Origin of the sequence: Lentzea sokolovensis (assembly GCF_033949975.1) — a bacterium.
Taxonomy (GTDB): domain Bacteria; phylum Actinomycetota; class Actinomycetes; order Mycobacteriales; family Pseudonocardiaceae; genus Lentzea; species Lentzea sokolovensis.
Genome location: NZ_JAXAVU010000010.1, coordinates 945,730 through 961,681, shown reverse-complemented (window position 1 = coordinate 961,681; position 15,952 = coordinate 945,730). Strand labels below are relative to the sequence as shown.

The 15,952-nt window shown below is 68.5% G+C and carries 14 protein-coding genes; 10 read left to right on the top strand and 4 right to left on the bottom strand.

The window, feature by feature from the left end:
- Nucleotides 1-35 precede the first annotated feature (35 nt).
- From atpA to SK854_RS26575, 6 genes are all read left to right on the top strand, one after another.
- A complete protein-coding gene (gene atpA / locus SK854_RS26600) occupies nt 36-1,682 on the top strand; it encodes a F0F1 ATP synthase subunit alpha (RefSeq protein WP_319977815.1) in 1,647 nt (548 codons plus the stop codon).
- A gap of 8 nt (nt 1,683-1,690) precedes the next feature.
- A complete protein-coding gene (locus tag SK854_RS26595; RefSeq protein WP_319977814.1) occupies nt 1,691-2,605 on the top strand; it encodes a F0F1 ATP synthase subunit gamma in 915 nt (304 codons plus the stop codon).
- Complete coding sequence (gene atpD / locus SK854_RS26590; RefSeq protein WP_030480452.1) at nt 2,598-4,034, top strand: F0F1 ATP synthase subunit beta; 1,437 nt, start codon at nt 2,598-2,600, stop codon at nt 4,032-4,034. Before SK854_RS26595 ends, atpD begins: the two co-directional genes overlap by 8 nt.
- Before the next feature lie 165 nt (nt 4,035-4,199).
- Complete coding sequence (locus SK854_RS26585; RefSeq protein WP_319977813.1) at nt 4,200-5,366, top strand: MFS transporter; 1,167 nt, start codon at nt 4,200-4,202, stop codon at nt 5,364-5,366.
- 16 nt (nt 5,367-5,382) lie between these two features.
- The gene (locus SK854_RS26580; protein ID WP_319977812.1) at nt 5,383-6,888 is read left to right on the top strand and encodes an ABC transporter ATP-binding protein; all 1,506 of its coding nucleotides are present in this window, start codon (nt 5,383-5,385) and stop codon (nt 6,886-6,888) included.
- Complete coding sequence (locus SK854_RS26575; protein ID WP_319977811.1) at nt 6,885-8,612, top strand: ABC transporter ATP-binding protein; 1,728 nt, start codon at nt 6,885-6,887, stop codon at nt 8,610-8,612. Before SK854_RS26580 ends, SK854_RS26575 begins: the two co-directional genes overlap by 4 nt.
- Here SK854_RS26575 and SK854_RS26570 read toward each other — a convergent pair.
- Nucleotides 8,609-9,847 (bottom strand): hypothetical protein, encoded by a 1,239-nt coding sequence (locus SK854_RS26570; RefSeq protein ID WP_319977810.1) that lies wholly within the window; start codon nt 9,845-9,847, stop codon nt 8,609-8,611. The two genes, SK854_RS26575 and SK854_RS26570, sit on opposite strands and share 4 nt — an antisense overlap.
- Nucleotides 9,838-10,326 (bottom strand): SigE family RNA polymerase sigma factor, encoded by a 489-nt coding sequence (locus SK854_RS26565; protein WP_319977809.1) that lies wholly within the window; start codon nt 10,324-10,326, stop codon nt 9,838-9,840. Before SK854_RS26565 ends, SK854_RS26570 begins: the two co-directional genes overlap by 10 nt.
- A gap of 106 nt (nt 10,327-10,432) precedes the next feature.
- Between SK854_RS26565 and SK854_RS26560 the strand changes: the two genes are divergently transcribed.
- Together SK854_RS26560 and SK854_RS26555 are read left to right on the top strand one after the other, a co-directional pair.
- On the top strand, nt 10,433-10,798 hold the full coding sequence (locus tag SK854_RS26560; RefSeq protein WP_093592737.1) for a F0F1 ATP synthase subunit epsilon: 366 nt from the start codon (nt 10,433-10,435) through the stop codon (nt 10,796-10,798).
- Nucleotides 10,799-10,820: 22 nt separating this feature from the next.
- Nucleotides 10,821-11,252 carry a DUF2550 domain-containing protein gene (locus tag SK854_RS26555; RefSeq protein WP_360047835.1) on the top strand — a complete coding sequence of 144 codons (432 nt, stop codon included), beginning with the start codon at nt 10,821-10,823 and terminating at the stop codon, nt 11,250-11,252.
- Nucleotides 11,253-11,671: 419 nt separating this feature from the next.
- Here SK854_RS26555 and SK854_RS26550 read toward each other — a convergent pair whose 3' ends face one another.
- A complete protein-coding gene (locus SK854_RS26550) occupies nt 11,672-12,244 on the bottom strand; it encodes a cob(I)yrinic acid a,c-diamide adenosyltransferase (RefSeq protein ID WP_319977807.1) in 573 nt (190 codons plus the stop codon).
- Between the two features lie 35 nt (nt 12,245-12,279).
- Here SK854_RS26550 and murA point away from each other — a divergent pair, with 35 nt between their 5' ends.
- Nucleotides 12,280-13,548 carry a UDP-N-acetylglucosamine 1-carboxyvinyltransferase gene (gene murA / locus SK854_RS26545; RefSeq protein WP_319977806.1) on the top strand — a complete coding sequence of 423 codons (1,269 nt, stop codon included), beginning with the start codon at nt 12,280-12,282 and terminating at the stop codon, nt 13,546-13,548.
- Here the strand turns inward: murA and SK854_RS26540 are convergent.
- Nucleotides 13,538-13,825 (bottom strand): hypothetical protein, encoded by a 288-nt coding sequence (locus SK854_RS26540; RefSeq protein ID WP_093592745.1) that lies wholly within the window; start codon nt 13,823-13,825, stop codon nt 13,538-13,540. The genes murA and SK854_RS26540 overlap by 11 nt on opposite strands.
- A gap of 103 nt (nt 13,826-13,928) precedes the next feature.
- Between SK854_RS26540 and SK854_RS26535 the strand changes: the two genes are divergently transcribed.
- Entirely contained in the window at nt 13,929-15,923 is a 1,995-nt protein-coding gene (locus SK854_RS26535; protein WP_319977805.1) for a protein meaA, read from the top strand.
- Nucleotides 15,924-15,952 lie beyond the last annotated feature (29 nt).

Genomic DNA, 15,952 nt, shown 5'->3' with positions numbered 1-15,952 from the left:
TTTCCCAAGAACGAAGAAGTGAGAGCAGGAACGACATGGCGGAGCTGACGATCTCGTCGGACGAGATCCGCAGTGCGATCGAGAAGTACGTCTCGAGCTACTCCCCGGAGGTCAGCCGGGAAGAGGTCGGTACCGTCGCCGAGACCTACGACGGCATCGCCATCGTCGAGGGCCTTCCGGGCACGATGACGAACGAGCTGCTCGAGTTCCCCGGTGGCGTCCTCGGCGTTGCCCTGAACCTCGAGGTCCGCAACATCGGTGCGGTCATCCTCGGTGACTTCGACAAGATCGAAGAGGGCCAGGAGGTCCGCCGGACGGGCAAGGTCCTGTCCGTGCCGGTCGGCGACGGCTTCCTCGGTCGCGTCGTCAACCCGCTGGGCACGCCGATCGACGGCCTCGGTGACATCGTCGCGGACGACACCCGCGCCCTGGAGCTGCAGGCGGCCTCCGTGCTGCAGCGTCAGCCGGTGTCCGAGCCGATGCAGACCGGCATCAAGGCCATCGACGCGATGACCCCGATCGGCCGCGGTCAGCGTCAGCTGATCATCGGTGACCGCAAGACCGGCAAGACCGCGGTCTGCATCGACACGATCATCAACCAGAAGAAGGCCTGGGAGTCGGGCGACCCGAAGCAGCAGGTCCGCTGCGTCTACGTCGCCATCGGCCAGAAGGGCTCCACCATCGCGGGCGTCAAGGCCGCGCTGGAGGAGGCGGGCGCACTCGAGTACACGACGATCGTCGCCGCCCCCGCTTCTGACTCGGCCGGCTTCAAGTGGCTGGCGCCGTACACCGGCTCCTCCATCGGCCAGCACTGGATGTACCAGGGCAAGCACGTCCTGATCATCTTCGACGACCTGACCAAGCAGGCCGAGGCGTACCGCGCCATCTCGCTGCTGCTGCGCCGCCCGCCGGGCCGCGAGGCCTACCCCGGCGACGTCTTCTACTTGCACTCGCGTCTCCTCGAGCGTTGCGCGAAGCTGTCGGACGAGCTCGGCGGCGGTTCGATGACGGGTCTCCCGATCATCGAGACCAAGGCGAACGACGTGTCGGCGTACATCCCGACCAACGTCATCTCGATCACCGACGGTCAGTGCTTCCTCGAGTCCGACCTGTTCAACGCCGGTGTGCGTCCGGCCGTCAACGTGGGTATCTCCGTTTCCCGCGTCGGTGGCGCCGCGCAGATCAAGGCGATGAAGGACGTCGCGGGTTCGCTGCGTCTCGACCTGTCGCAGTTCCGCGAGCTGGAGGCCTTCTCCGCGTTCGCGTCCGACCTCGACGCCGCGTCGCGCGCCCAGCTGGACCGCGGTGCCCGTCTGGTCGAGCTGCTCAAGCAGGGCCAGTACTCCCCGGTGCCCGTCGAGGAGCAGGTCGTCGAGATCTTCGCCGCGACCAAGGGCCACCTGGACGACGTCCCCGTCGCCGACATCCGTCGCTTCGTGGCCGACTTCAAGGACTCGCTGCGCCGCAACCACGCGGACCTGCTGAGCTCCATCGTGGAGACCAAGAAGTTCCCCGAGGACTCGCAGAAGCGCGTTGTCGCCGCCGTGACCGAGTTCAAGAAGCAGTTCACCGCTTCGGACGGCACGACGATCGTCAACGAGGCGCCCGAGAAGGCGATGGACGCCGACAAGGTCGCCCAGGAATCGGTGAAGCTCCACAAGCCCGAGCCCACCAAGAAGTGATCTGAGCCATGGGCGCACAGATTAGGGAGCTCCGCCAGCGGATCCGAACGGTCAACTCGACCAAGAAGATCACGAAGGCGTACGAGCTCATCGCCACGTCTCGCCTCGCCAAGGCGCAGACCAGGGTCGCGGCCTCGCGCCCCTACGCGGACGAGATCACTAACGTGCTCTCCGCGTTGGCCGAGGCCTCGGCGAACCTCGACCACCCGTTGCTGACGGAACGCAAGAACCCGAAGCGCGCCGCTGTCCTCGTCGTCACCAGCGACAAGGGCATGTGCGGTGGTTACAACTCCAACGTCCTCAAGGCCGCGGAGCAGCTGATCGAGCTGCTCAAGTCCGAGGGCAAGGAACCGGTGCTGTACGCGACCGGCCGCAAGGCGATCGGGTTCTACAACTTCCGCCGCCGTGAGGTCACCGCGTCGTGGAGCGGGTTCTCGCAGACTCCGCACTACGTCGACGCCGTCGCGGCGGGTGACGCGCTGGTGGAGGCGTTCCTGGAGGGCACGGAGGACGGTGCGCAGGGCGTGGACGAGATCCACGTCGTGTACACGGAGTTCAAGTCCATGCTGAGCCAGACGCCGACCGCCAGGCGGATCGCGCCGATGGACGTCGAGTACACCGGTGAGACCCCCACGGGCCCGCGCGCGGTGTACGACTTCGAGCCCAGTGCGGAAGCGCTGCTCGGAGCGATGCTGCCCAAGTACGTGAAGACGCGGCTGTTCTCCGCCATGCTGGAGGCAGCGGCTTCGGAGTCGGCAGCTCGTCGTACGGCCATGAAGGCGGCGACGGACAACGCGACGGAGCTCGTGCGCAACCTCAGCCGGGCAGCGAACTCGGCCCGTCAGGCCCAGATCACCCAGGAGATCAGCGAGATCGTCGGTGGCGCCTCCGCGCTTACCGGTGGCGCAGGAAGTGATGACTGACATGAGTGCTACTGCCACCACCACCCGCACCGGCCGTGTGGTCCGGGTGATCGGTGCGGTCGTCGACGTGGAGTTCCCGCGCGACGCCGTGCCGGAGCTCTTCAACGCTTGCCACGCCGAGATCACCTTCGAGGCCGTCGCCAAGACGCTGACCCTCGAGGTCGCGCAGCACCTCGGCGACAACCTGGTCCGCACCATCTCGATGCAGCCGACCGACGGTCTGGTGCGCGGTACGACCGTGACCGACACCGGCAAGGCCATCTCGGTTCCCGTCGGCGACGTCGTCAAGGGCCACGTCTTCAACGCCCTCGGTGACTGCCTCGACGTTCCCGGCCTCGGCCGTGACGGCGAGCAGTGGGGCATCCACCGCAAGGCGCCCGCCTTCGACCAGCTCGAGGGCAAGACCGAGATCCTCGAGACCGGCATCAAGGTCATCGACCTGCTCACCCCGTACGTCAAGGGCGGCAAGATCGGCCTGTTCGGTGGCGCGGGTGTCGGCAAGACGGTGCTCATCCAGGAGATGATCACCCGTATCGCGCGTGAGTTCTCCGGTACGTCGGTGTTCGCCGGCGTCGGTGAGCGCACCCGTGAGGGCACCGACCTGCTGCTGGAAATGGAAGAGATGGGTGTTCTCGCGGACACCGCTCTCGTCTTCGGTCAGATGGACGAGCCGCCCGGCACGCGTATGCGCGTCGCGCTGTCCGCTCTCACGATGGCGGAGTACTTCCGCGACGTGCAGAACCAGGACGTGCTGCTCTTCATCGACAACATCTTCCGGTTCACCCAGGCCGGTTCCGAGGTGTCGACCCTGCTGGGCCGCATGCCTTCGGCCGTGGGTTACCAGCCGACGCTGGCCGACGAGATGGGTGAGCTCCAGGAGCGCATCACCTCGACGCGTGGCCGGTCGATCACGTCGCTGCAGGCCATCTACGTGCCCGCGGACGACTACACCGACCCCGCCCCGGCGACCACCTTCGCCCACCTGGACGCGACGACGGAGCTTTCCCGTCCGATCTCCCAGAAGGGCATCTACCCGGCCGTCGACCCGCTGTCGTCGTCGTCTCGAATCCTCGAGCCGTCGATCGTCGGCGAGGAGCACTACCGGGTCGCCCAGGAGGTGAAGCGAATTCTGCAGAAGTACAAGGAGCTGCAGGACATCATCGCCATCCTCGGCATGGACGAGCTCTCCGAGGAGGACAAGGTCCTCGTCGGTCGCGCCCGTCGTCTCGAGCGCTTCCTCGGCCAGAACTTCATCGTGGCCGAGAAGTTCACCGGTCAGCCCGGCTCCTTCGTGCCCATCAAGGACACGATCGAGGCGTTCGACCGCGTGTGCAAGGGCGAGTTCGACCACTTCCCGGAGCAGGCGTTCTTCTCCTGCGGCGGGCTGGACGACGTCGAGGCCAACGCCAAGAAGCTTGCCGGTAACTGAGGCTCGCTGACTTCCGAAGGGCCGTCCCTCCTTTGTGGAGGGGCGGCCCTTCGTCATGTCCGGAGCACATGACGTTTCCGGTGGATGGAAACCACCCTCCCGGCTGCGGGCCCTGACGTCGCACGATGCTCGGCATCACCAGGCCTCAGCGAGGAGGAAGAGCGCGTGAACAAATGGGTGTTGCCGCTGTGCTGGACCGCTGTCCTGCTCGACGGCTTTGACCTCGTCGTGCTCGGCACGGTGATTCCCTCGCTGTTGCAGGAGAAGCTGCTCACGACGGCGAGTGCCAGCGCGGTGTCCACGGCCGGGCTGGTCGGCATGATGCTCGGCGCGCTGATCATCGGAACCATCACCGACGTCATCGGGCGGCGCAAGGTGATGATCTACGCGGTGGCCGGGTTCTCCGTGTTCACGCTGGCCTGTGCGTTCGCGCCGGACGCGACGACGTTCGGGATCCTCCGCTTCCTCGCCGGCCTGGGGCTCGGCGGGTGCCTGCCCACGGCCATCGCGCTGGTCAACGAGGCTCGGCCGCAGCAGGGCGGGCGGGTCACCACGCTGATCATGACCGGCTATCACGTCGGTGCGGTCATCACGGCGCTGCTGGGGATCGTGCTGATCCCGCAGCTCGGCTGGCGGTCCCTGTTCGTCGTGGGGGCGCTGCCCGCGCTGGTGCTGATTCCGTTGATGGTCAAGAACTTGCCGGAGACGGTGGCGCGCAGGGCTCCCGCGCTGGAGGCGGTCGGGTCGCTGTTCAAGCCGGGTCTGCGCAAGGCCACGATCGCGTTCTGGGTGGCCTCGTTCATGGGGCTGCTGCTCGTGTACGGGCTCAACACCTGGCTGCCGCAGATCATGCGGAGCGCCGGGTACGAGCTCGGCACCGCGCTCGCCCTGCTGCTCACGCTCAACATCGGTGCTGTGATTGGACTTCTGGTCGCCGGCGCGGTGGCGGACCGGATCGGGATCAGGCCCGCGGCCATCGGCTGGTTCGCGGCGGCCGTGGTGTTCCTGGCGTTGCTGAGCATCAAGTTGCCCGGTTTCGGGGTGTACGTCGCGGTGCTTCTCGCCGGGTTCTTCGTGTTCAGCGCGCAGGTGCTCGTTTATGCCTATGCGGGGCGGGTTTACGAGGAGAACCGGGCGACCGGCATCGGGTGGGCCGCGGGCGTCGGGCGGTTGGGTGCCATCAGTGGGCCGCTGTTGGGCGGTGCGTTGCTCACGGCTGGTTTGGCGCACCCGTGGGGCTTCTACGCGTTCGCGTTCGTAGCTGCGTTGGGCGCAACGGCCGTTGGTGCGATTGGGCTGAAGGCGAAATCGGTCGTGGCACAGCCCGGCTGATGGCAAGGTCGGGGGCATGGCCCGACATGCCCCGTACGACGATCCGGGAACCCCCGACCTCAGGTCGCCCTGGCGCTACCTGTGGTGGCTGGTGCTCGCGCAGCGGGGCCGGGTGCTCGCCGGGGCGTGGTGGGGGTCGCTGTGGATGTGCGGGCTGATCCTGCCGCCCTATCTGATCTCGCGGGCCATTGAGGACGGTCTGCGTGGTGGTGATCGCGGCGCGCTCGTGTGGTGGTGCGTGGCGCTGGTCGTCACCGCGGGGGTGTTGTCGCTCGTCGGGATCGCGCGGCATCGCACGATGACGTTGGTGCGCACGGATGCTTCCCTCAGGACGGCTCAGATCGTCGTCCGGCACGTCACCGCGCTGGGCGGAGTGGTGCGGCGCAAGCTGTCCACAGGAGAGCTGACGTACCTGCAGAACGGGGACACGCAGCGGATCGCGCACGCGCTCACCAGCACCGGGCCCGGCGTCGGGTCGGTGGTCGCGTACGCGGTCACGGCGGTGTTGCTGGTGCGGATCTCGCCGCTCGTCGCCGTCGTCGTGCTCCTCGGGGTGCCTGTGCTCGCGCTGGTGACCGGTCCGGTGTTGCGGCGGCTGCACGCGGTCGAGGCCGGATATCGGAGCAGTCAGGGAGCGTTGAGCTCGCGGGCGGGCGACATCGTGGGCGGGCTGCGGGTCCTGTCGGGGATCGGCGGGAAGCCGGCGTTCGAGGACCGCTTCCGGGCGATGTCCGGTGAGGTGCTGCGGGACGGCTACCGGGTGTCGGTGTGGCTCAGCTGGGTGCAGGCGCTCACCTGGGGGCTGCCGGCGGTGTTCCTCGCCGTGGTCACGTGGATCGTGGCGCGGATGGCGGTGACCGGCGCGATCTCGATCGACGAGATGGTCGCGGTGTACCTGTACGTCACGACGTTGATCGTGCCCGTCAGCTTCTTCATCGAGGGCGCGGACAGCATTCCGCGCGCGTTGGTGTCGGCCGGCCGCGTGGTGGACGTGCTGCGGTTGGAGCGGGACGAGCAGGACGACGGCGCGGCGACGTTGGACGTGAAGACAGGCGCGCTGACGGTCGTCGTGTCGGCGAACGCGACGCTGGCGAGGGAAGCGGTGGACCGGTTGCCCGGCGTGGTGGCGGACAACGACGACTACCTGTTCCCGGGGACGGTGCGCGAGTCGGTCTCGGTGGCCGTGCACAGCGACGGCGAACTGGACGAGGCGCTGCACGCGGCGGCCGCCGTGGACGTGGTGGAGGCGTTGCCGGACGGGCTCGACTCGCACCTGGAACCACAGGGGCGCAACGTGTCCGGCGGTCAGCGGCAACGGCTGCGGCTCGTGCGGGCGTTGCTGAGCGAACCGGATCTGCTCGTGCTGGTGGAACCGACATCGGCGCTGGACGCGGTGACCGAGGCCGCGGTGGCGAAGCGGGTGCGGGAAAGACGATCGGGGCGGACCACCGTGGTCGTGTCGTCGTCGCCGTTGTGGGCGGGGCAGGCGGATCAGGTCGTGCACCTGGAGGAGAGCCGATGAACCGCTTGCCGATCGCGGATCGTCGTGAGGTGCGGCGGGCGGCCGTGCGGTTGCTGCGGAGCGAACGGCGGGCGCTCGTCGTGGTGCTCGCACTCACCGCGTTGACGGCGCTGACCGGGCTGGTCGGGCCGTACCTGCTCGGCAAGATCGTCGGCGGGGTGGACGACGGCAGCCTGAATCTGTCCACTGTGGACAAACTTGCGCTGGGCGTGCTCGGGGCGGCGGTGCTGCACCTGTTCCTGGTGCGGTACAGCGCTTTGCAGTCCGCACGGCTCGGCGAACGGCTGCTGGCCTCGTTGCGCGAGGAGGCGGTCAGGCGCACGCTGGCGTTGCCCGCGCGGGTGGTGGACCGGCTGGGCACCGGCGATCTGCTCACCCGAGTGACGGGTGACGTCGGCATCATTGGCCAGGCGCTGCGGGACAGCGTGCCGGAGGTGCTCACGGGTGTTGTGCAGCTCGTGGTCGTGCTCGTGGCGATCTTCTGGTTGGAACCGGTGCTCGGTCTCGCCGCGCTCGTCGGCGTGCCGTTCGTGGCGTGGGTGATGCGCTGGTACCTCGCTCGTGCGCGTGACGCGTACCTGGCAGAGAGCGCGGCCGCCGGTGACGTGGCGGAGATCTCCGCGGCGGTCGGCGAGGGCAGCCGGACGATCGAGACGTTCGGGTTGCGCACCCGGCTCGTGGCGGTCGCGGAGGCCGCGATCGCGACGTCGTTCCAGGCCCGGATGCGGACGTTGCGGCTGCGGAACGTGCTGTTCCCGGTCATCGGTTTCGTGACCACGGTGCCGACCGCGCTGGTGCTGCTCGTCGGCGGGCTGTTCTACGCAGCCGACGGCGTGGGCATCGAGGTCGTCGTCACCGGCAGCCTCTACGTGTGGCGGCTCATCGAGCCGGTGGAGCGGATCACGCTGTGGATCGAGTTCCTGCAGCGCGGCGGGGCCTCCTTCGCGCGGGTCGAGGGGATCGGTGCCGACGTCGAACCCGCGCCCGCCGTCAGCGAACCGGACGGTGACCGCATCGAGGTGAACGGTGTCCGTTACTCCTATGTGGACGGCCACGAGGTGTTGCACGGCGTAGATCTCGTGGTGCAGCCGGGAGAACGGCTGGCGATCGTCGGCGTCTCGGGCGCGGGCAAGTCGACGCTCGGCAGGCTGATCGCGGGGGTGGACCGGCCCGCGGAGGGCTCGGTGCTCGTCGGCGGAGTGCCCGTCGCGGATCTCGCGGCAGCCGGTGAACAGCGGATCGTGCTGGTGACGCAGGAACATCACGTGTTCATCGGCACGGTCAGGGAGAACCTCGCGATGGCGGCCCCGGACGCGCCGGACGAGCGGCTGCTCGAAGCGTTGCGCACCGTGGACGCGCGTTGGTTCGACGAGTTACCGGAAGGCCTCGACACGGTTCTGGGCGCGGGTGGAGTGGAGCTGGATCCCGCGCAGGCGCAACAACTCGCGCTCGCACGGGTCGAGGTCGCCGATCCGCACACGCTCGTGCTGGACGAGGCGACGTCCTCGCTCGACCCGGCCACGGCCAGGCACGCGGAGCGCGCGATCGCGGCCGTGCGGGAGAGACGCACCGTGATCGCGATCGCGCACCGGCTGCAGACCGCGCGCGACGCCGACCGGATCGCGGTCGTCGACGCGGGGCGGATCGTCGAGCTGGGATCGCACGACGACCTGGTCGCCAGGGACGGCACCTACGCGACGCTCTGGCGCTCCTGGCACGGCTAAGGCAGCCGGATCACCCTGGGCACGCCCTTCTGGCGCACGGTGACCTCCTTGGTACCCGCAGGAGCCAGCCAGGCGTGGTCGCGCTCCTGGGGGCCGACGGTGGCGTTGAACTCGGCGACGATCGTGCCCTGGCCGTCCGGCAGCGGCAGCACCGCCGAGTCACCCCTGACCACCTTGCCGCCGACGACGGAGGCGCTGAACGCGCCGTCCGGCCGGTAGAGCGCGCCGTACAGCTCGCCGTACGACTCGAACATCAGGGCGTACCGGCCGTCGGGCAGCCATGCGCAGACGCTCCAGTCGGTGGTCCCCTCCCAGCTGACGACGTAGTCGAGCACCGCGCGCTTCTGCAGTTCCTGCCGGATCGTCTGCATCGTCAGGCGCTGCCACGACCTCTTCTGCTCCGGGGTCTGCTCCGGGAAGTCAGTGGCGCAGAAGTTCCCCTCCCAGCCGAGGCCGGGGTGGGGATCGAACGGGAGGTCCGGCTGGAGTTCATCACTGATGATCGCGGGCTGGGTGAAGTCGCCGGGCTGGGGAACGGAGTCGCCGCGCACGAACACGGGCCGTTCGCCCACCGGGACGACGGTGAAGACCACGCCGTCCTGGTCGTGGGGCGCGGAGGCCCACGTGCGGGTCAGTCGGTGGTCGGGGCCGCGCTTCGGGCTCTGCGACCAGAACACCGTCTTGCCGAGGGTCAGCACCACGTACTGGTCGCCGGTCGGGCCGAAGCGGTAGAGCCCGGTCTCGCGATCCCTGGCTTCCGCGACCACGACCTCGCGGTTCACCACCTTGCCGTCGGCGACGAGACCGACGAGTGTCGCGGGTTTCTCGGAGGTGCGCACGTTCACCTGCTGCGCGACCAGAGCCGCGGGGCCGGTCGGCGTCTGCCCGGTCCAGAACATGTTCGGCTTCGACGAGACTTCGGTCACCGGCTCGTCCCGCTTCCACGGCTCGTCCTTCTGCGCTTCGTTCCACAGGTGCAGCGCGGTCGCGGTGAACTCGGCGTCGCCGGCGAGCGGGCCGGTCGGTGCCGCCGTCAGCCGCGGGTCGGGAGACTGCTCCGCCGGCCGCGTCAGCACCACCCCCGTCGTCACGCCTGCGAGCAGCGCCACCGCCGCGGTCACCGCCACCAGCCTGCGCGTGTGCCTGCGTCGTCCCCCCACCATCACGTCCCCCACGAATCCGGGCCGCACGTCCAGGTCCGCCGTCGCGGCCTCCATCGCCTGCTTCAGTTCCACGTCAGCACCTGCTCACCCATGAGTTCCCGCATGCGGGCGAGGCCGCGTGAGGTCTGGCTCTTCACCGTGCCGATGCCGCAGCCGAGCGCGCGTGCGGTATCGGCTTCGCTGAGGTCGTCGAAGAACCTCAGCACCAGAACGGCGCGCATCTTCTTCGGCAGTTGTGCCAGCGCACGCACCACGCTGTCCGCGTCCACGACCTGCTGTTCGTGCCCGCGGGCCGTCGGCACCGTCCCCAGTTCGAGCGGTGCCTCAGGTTTGCGCGAACGCCGTCGCCAGCGGTTCGCGGCCGCGTTGGCCAGCGCGGCGCGTGCGTAGGCCTCCGGAGAGGTCCTGATCCGGCGCCACTTGCCGTACATGCTCATGAGAACGTCCTGCAGAATGTCCTCAGCGGCGCCGATGTCGCCGCCGCACAGCAGGTAGGCGGTGCGCAACAGTGCCTGCGAGCGCAACGCCACGAAGTCTTCGAAGTCCTGCATGTCCCCCCTCCGGCGGTCGTCGAACGTACTGACACCGGGCGGGGCGGCAAGGTTGTCAGGCGACCGTTTAGACTCAGATCGACTCCAGACGACGAGGGAGATACGCGTGGCCGAGATGACCGTTGAACTGGTCGCCGTTGAACGCCGTTTGTGGTCCGGTACGGCCACCTCTGTTTCGGCGCAGACCACCGAGGGCGAGATCGGCATCCTGCCCGGTCACGAGCCCGTGCTCGGCCAGTTGGTCGAGGGAGGCGTGGTGCGCGTGCGCACGACCGACGGTGGCCTGGTCACCGCCGCCGTGCACGGTGGCTTCCTGTCCGTGACCGGCACCGGCGTATCGATTCTCGCCGAGGACGCCGAACTGGCGGGCGAGATCGACGTGGACGCGGCGCGCACAGCGCTGCAGGACGCGGACGACGCAGAGCGCGCACGTGCGGCAGCGCGCGTGCGGGCCGTGGAACAGTCGGCCTGAGACCGGGCACGAGGCCGCAGCCGTGGGGATCACCGAGATTGCCGGCCTGATCCTTCTTGGGGTGGCGATCGTCATCGCCTACTTCGCCTGGCGTCGCATCCGGCTGCTGCGTGAGGGTGGCGTGCACGTCGCGCTGCGCAGTCAGTTCGACGATCGCGGGCGTGGCTGGCACTTGGGCGTCGGGCACTACCGGGGCGACAAGTTCGCCTGGTTCCGGGTGTTGTCGCTCGGGTCCGGGCCGAACCAGCTGATCACCCGGGACGGGCTGGAGATCGACGCTCGGCGGGAGCCGACCGGTCCTGAGGCATATGCCATGCCTGTGGGGGCCACGGTGCTGAGGTGCCGGTCTGTTTCCGGTGAGGTCGAGATCGCCATGGGGCCGGATGCGCTCACCGGGTTCTTGTCCTGGCTCGAGTCCGCGCCGCCTGGGCGGTCCATTCCTTGGGCTTCTTGATGTGAAGTGTTGCGAAGGGCGCGTTCCTGCGGGGGCGCGCCCTTTGTGGTTTACAGGGTGCGGGTTGCGTGCGTTTGTCGCGTTCCAGCGGGGTGGGTCGCGTTCCGTGCGGGTGGTCGCCTTGCGAGGGTGGTCCATCAGGTCGTGACGAAGTGCGGGGTTGCGATTGGGGCTTGACCTTGAGCCTCTAGCTGGGTGCGTAGTCGGCCTCAAAGCCGGGGTGAAGAGCGTCCCGGCCGAGCCCAGACAGGGTGGCACCCAGCCCCTCAAGGTCAAGCCCCAATCGCCATGAGCGGGGCTCACCGCTTACCCGGCGCCCTAGGTTCAGACGGCTCGCTTCGCATCGCCACGCCAGGACTCGTACGAGGTCGCCTTGCGTGCGTGCGTCGCCTTACGAGGGTGGTTTCTCGGGTCGCGGGTCAGGCGTTTTCGCCTGGCTGCCAGAGCACGTCGCCGTCCGGGTTCGCCACGCGGGCCAGGATGAACAGCAGGTCCGAGAGCCTGTTCAGGTACTTGGCCGTGAGGATGTTCGTGTGTTCCGGGTCGGCTTCGATCAGCGACCACGCCCGGCGTTCCGCTCGGCGGGAGATCGTGCGGGCCTGGTGCAGGAGGGCTGCTCCTGGGGTGCCGCCGTTCAGGATGAACGAGTCGAGTTTGCCCAGGCGTTCGTTGAACGTGTCGCAGTAGGTCTCCAGGCGGTCCACGTAGGCCTGGGTCACGCGGAGTGGGGGGTACTTCGGGTCGGGCACGATCGGGGTGCAGAGGTCCGCTCCTACGTCGAAGAGGTCGTTCTGCACTTTGCGCACCACTTCGAACACGTCCGGTGCCAGCTGGCCCAGGGCCAGGGCCACGCCCAGCGACGCGTTCGTTTCGTCCACGTCCGCGTACGCCTCGATGCGTGGTGAGGTCTTCGGGACGCGGGAGAAGTCGCCCAGGCCGGTCGTGCCGTCGTCGCCGACCCGCGTGTAGATCTTGGTGAGATGTACCGCCATGACCGGCACTCTATGGGCGTACGTAGGATTGCCGCGTGAGCGAGCATTTCCGGGTACACGGTGGAGCAAGGCTGGTCGGCGAAGTTGACGTCGTCGGCGCCAAGAACAGCGTGCTCAAACTGATGGCGGCGGCTCTGCTCGCTGAGGGCACCACGACCATCACGAACTGCCCGGACATCCTCGACGTGCCGCTGATGGCGGACGCGTTGCGCAGTCTCGGGTGCGTGGTCGAGCTCGAAGGTGACGTGGCGAGGATCACGACGCCCCAGGAGCTCAGTCACCGCGCCGACTCCGAGGCGATGGGCAAGCTTCGAGCGTCTATCTGCGTGCTGGGGCCGCTGGTCGGGCGGTGCAAGCGCGCGGTCGTGGCGTTGCCTGGTGGGGACGCGATCGGGTCGCGGCCGTTGGACATGCACCAGAGCGGTCTCGAGAAGCTCGGTGCCCGGACCTGGATCGAGCACGGCTGCATCGTCGCCGAGGCCGAGGGGCTGCACGGCACGCAGATCTGGCTCGACTTCCCGAGCATGGGTGCCACCGAGAACATCCTGATGGCGGCCGTGCTGGCCACCGGGACGACGGTCATCGACAACGCCGCGCGCGAGCCTGAGATCGTCGACCTCTGCCTGATGCTCGTGCAGATGGGCGCGAAGATCGAGGGCGCCGGCACGTCCACGCTCACCGTTCACGGCGTGACCGAGCTCAAGCCGACCGAGCACCGCGTCATCGGTGACCGGATCGTCGGCGCCACGTGGGGGTTCGCCGCCGCCATGACGCGCGGCGACGTGCGGGTGCGTGGTGTGAATCCGCACCACCTCGACCTGGTGCTGGAGAAGCTGCGCATGGCGGGCGCCGAGGTCACCGTCTACGAGGGCGGCGAGGACGAGGGGTTCCGCGTCGTCATGGAAGGGCGGCCCAAGGCCGTTGACTTCGTGACGCTGCCGTACCCCGGTTTCGCCACGGACAACCAGCCGTTCGCGATCGCGCTGTCCACGGTGTCCGAGGGCACCGCGATGATCACCGAGAACCTGTTCGAGTCCCGGTTCCGGTTCATCGACGAGATGATCAGGCTCGGAGCCGACGCGCGCACGGACGGTCACCACGCCGTGATCCGCGGCATCGAGAAGCTGTCCAGCGCTCCGGTGTGGGCGTCGGACATCCGCGCTGGTGCGGGGCTTGTTCTCGCCGGTCTGTGCGCGGACGGGGCCACCGAGGTCTACGAGATCTTCCACATCGAACGCGGTTACCCTGGGTTCGTGGAAAACCTCCGCAAGCTCGGGGCCGACGTGGAACGCGTCAGCTCCTGAGCACCAGCCGCGCGTTCGCGACGTCCGCCGGGAACACCATCACCCGGTAAGGCGCGTTCCGCGAGCGCGTGGCACGCACCCCGTTCCTCTTCAGCTTCTGCACCAGCACGTTCGCGGCCTCTTCCGTGGGCACGACCGCCACCTCGTTCAGCAACCCGAAGTCCGTGCCGTCCAGATCCGGTACGGGCCGCTTGTCGTTGCCCGCGAAATACCTCAGCACCAGGGCCAGCAAGCCGAGAACGCCGAAGACGACCGCAGTCTGGTAGAAGCCCGTCACCCCTTCATCATGCTCCCAGTGGTCACGATTCAGTGAGCAATCGCACGCGCAGCAACGGTTACCGGCCAGTACGCTCCGGGGAACGACGATGTGGGAGGTTGCTGTGCCTTACCCAGCTGACCGTGAGCGTGACCGGCCCTGGGTGATGCGCACGTACGCGGGTCACTCGTCGGCCACCGCTTCCAACGCGCTCTACCGCCGGAACCTGTCCAAGGGGCAGACCGGGCTCTCCGTGGCGTTCGACCTGCCGACGCAGACCGGCTACGACCCCGACGACGAACTGGCGAAGGGCGAGGTCGGCAAGGTCGGCGTGCCCGTCAGCCACATCGGCGACATGCGGCAGCTCTTCGACCAGATCCCGCTCGCCGGTGCCAACACGTCGATGACGATCAACGCGACGGCCATGTGGCTGCTCGCCATGTACGTCACCGTGGCCGAGGAGCAGGGCGCGGATCCGTCGGCGCTCGCCGGCACGACGCAGAACGACATCATCAAGGAGTACCTGTCCCGCGGCACGTACGTGTTCCCGCCGGGGCCGTCACTGCGGCTGATCACCGACATGGTCGCGTGGACCGTGTCGAACGTGCCGAAGTGGAACCCGATCAACATCTGCAGCTACCACCTCCAGGAGGTCGGCGCGACGCCGGCGCAGGAGGTCGCGTACGCGATGTGCACGGCGATCGCCGTCCTGGACTCGGTGCGCGACTCCGGCCAGGTGCCGCAGGAGAAGTTCGGTGAGGTCGTCGCCCGCATCTCCTTCTTCGTGAACGCCGGTGTGCGGTTCATCGAGGAGATGTGCAAGATGCGCGCGTTCGCCCAGCTGTGGGACGAGATCACACTGGAGCGCTACGGCGTCGAGAACCCGAAGCACCGCCGGTTTCGCTACGGCGTGCAGGTCAACTCGCTCGGACTCACCGAGGCGCAGCCGGAGAACAACGTCCAGCGCATCGTGCTGGAGATGCTCGCGGTCTCGTTGTCCCGCAACGCTCGTGCGCGCGCGATCCAGCTTCCGGCGTGGAACGAGGCCCTCGGCCTGCCGCGCCCGTGGGACCAGCAGTGGGCGTTGCGCATGCAGCAGGTCCTGGCCTACGAGACGGATCTGCTGGAGTACGACGACATCTTCGACGGCTCACCGGTCATCGAGGCGAAGGTCAACGAGATCCTCGCCGGTGCCCGCGAGGAGATCGACCGCGTACAGGCCATGGGCGGCGCCGTCGCGGCCGTCGAGTCCGGCTACATGAAGTCGAACCTGGTGTCCTCACTGGCGGATCGCCGCCGCCGCGTCGAGGCGGGCGAGGACATCGTGGTCGGTGTCAACAAGTTCGACACGACCGAGCCGTCGCCGCTGCAGGCCGAGGGCGCGAACTCGATCGAGACCATCGACCCGATCGTCGAACTGCACGCCGTCGAGGCGATCCAGCAGTGGCGTGCTTCTCGTGACAACGCTGCGGTAGAAGCATCTTTGGACGCTCTGCGCGAGGCCGCGAAGACCGACCGGAACCTCGTCGAGGTGACGTTGGCCTGTGCGCGCGCCGGAGTCACGACAGGCGAATGGTCGCAGGCATTGCGTGAGACGTTCGGCGAATACCGTGCCCCCACAGGCGTTTCCGGCGCCTCGGCGTCCGGCGAGGCAGGCTCGGAGATCGCCCGCGTGCGCGACCGGGTGCGCGCGACCGGCGAGGAGATGGGCGAGCGCCTGCGCATGCTCGTCGGCAAGCCTGGCCTCGACGGCCACTCCAACGGCGCCGAGCAGGTCGCCGTGCGTGCCCGCGACGTCGGCTTCGAGGTCGTCTACCAGGGCATCCGCCTCACGCCGTCGCAGATCGTCGCCGCGGCCGTGCAGGAGGACGTGCACGTCGTCGGCCTCTCGATCCTGTCCGGCTCGCACCTCGAAGTGGTGCCCGCGGTCGTCGACGGCCTGCGCGCGGCCGGCGCCGGGGACATCCCGGTGATCGTCGGCGGCATCATCCCGCCGGACGACGCTCAGAAGCTGCGCGAGCGTGGCGTGGCGCGGGTCTTCACGCCCAAGGACTACGAGCTGACCCAGATCATGGACGAGATCGTCACCGTGATCCGGGAGGTGCGCGGGCTCGGCTGATCGGCTCGTGCCGCTGCTGCGCCCGGTGT

What these genes read in the sequence shown, in the direction of transcription:
- atpA (WP_319977815.1), top strand. Translation starts at nt 36, where the DNA reads ATGGCGGAGCTGACGATCTCGTCGGACGAGATCCGCAGTGCGATCGAG.
- SK854_RS26595 (WP_319977814.1), top strand. Translation starts at nt 1,691, where the DNA reads ATGGGCGCACAGATTAGGGAGCTCCGCCAGCGGATCCGAACGGTCAAC.
- atpD (WP_030480452.1), top strand. Translation starts at nt 2,598, where the DNA reads ATGACTGACATGAGTGCTACTGCCACCACCACCCGCACCGGCCGTGTG.
- SK854_RS26580 (WP_319977812.1), top strand. Translation starts at nt 5,383, where the DNA reads ATGGCCCGACATGCCCCGTACGACGATCCGGGAACCCCCGACCTCAGG.
- SK854_RS26575 (WP_319977811.1), top strand. Translation starts at nt 6,885, where the DNA reads ATGAACCGCTTGCCGATCGCGGATCGTCGTGAGGTGCGGCGGGCGGCC.
- SK854_RS26565 (WP_319977809.1), bottom strand. Translation starts at nt 10,326, where the DNA reads ATGCAGGACTTCGAAGACTTCGTGGCGTTGCGCTCGCAGGCACTGTTG.
- SK854_RS26550 (WP_319977807.1), bottom strand. Translation starts at nt 12,244, where the DNA reads ATGGCGGTACATCTCACCAAGATCTACACGCGGGTCGGCGACGACGGC.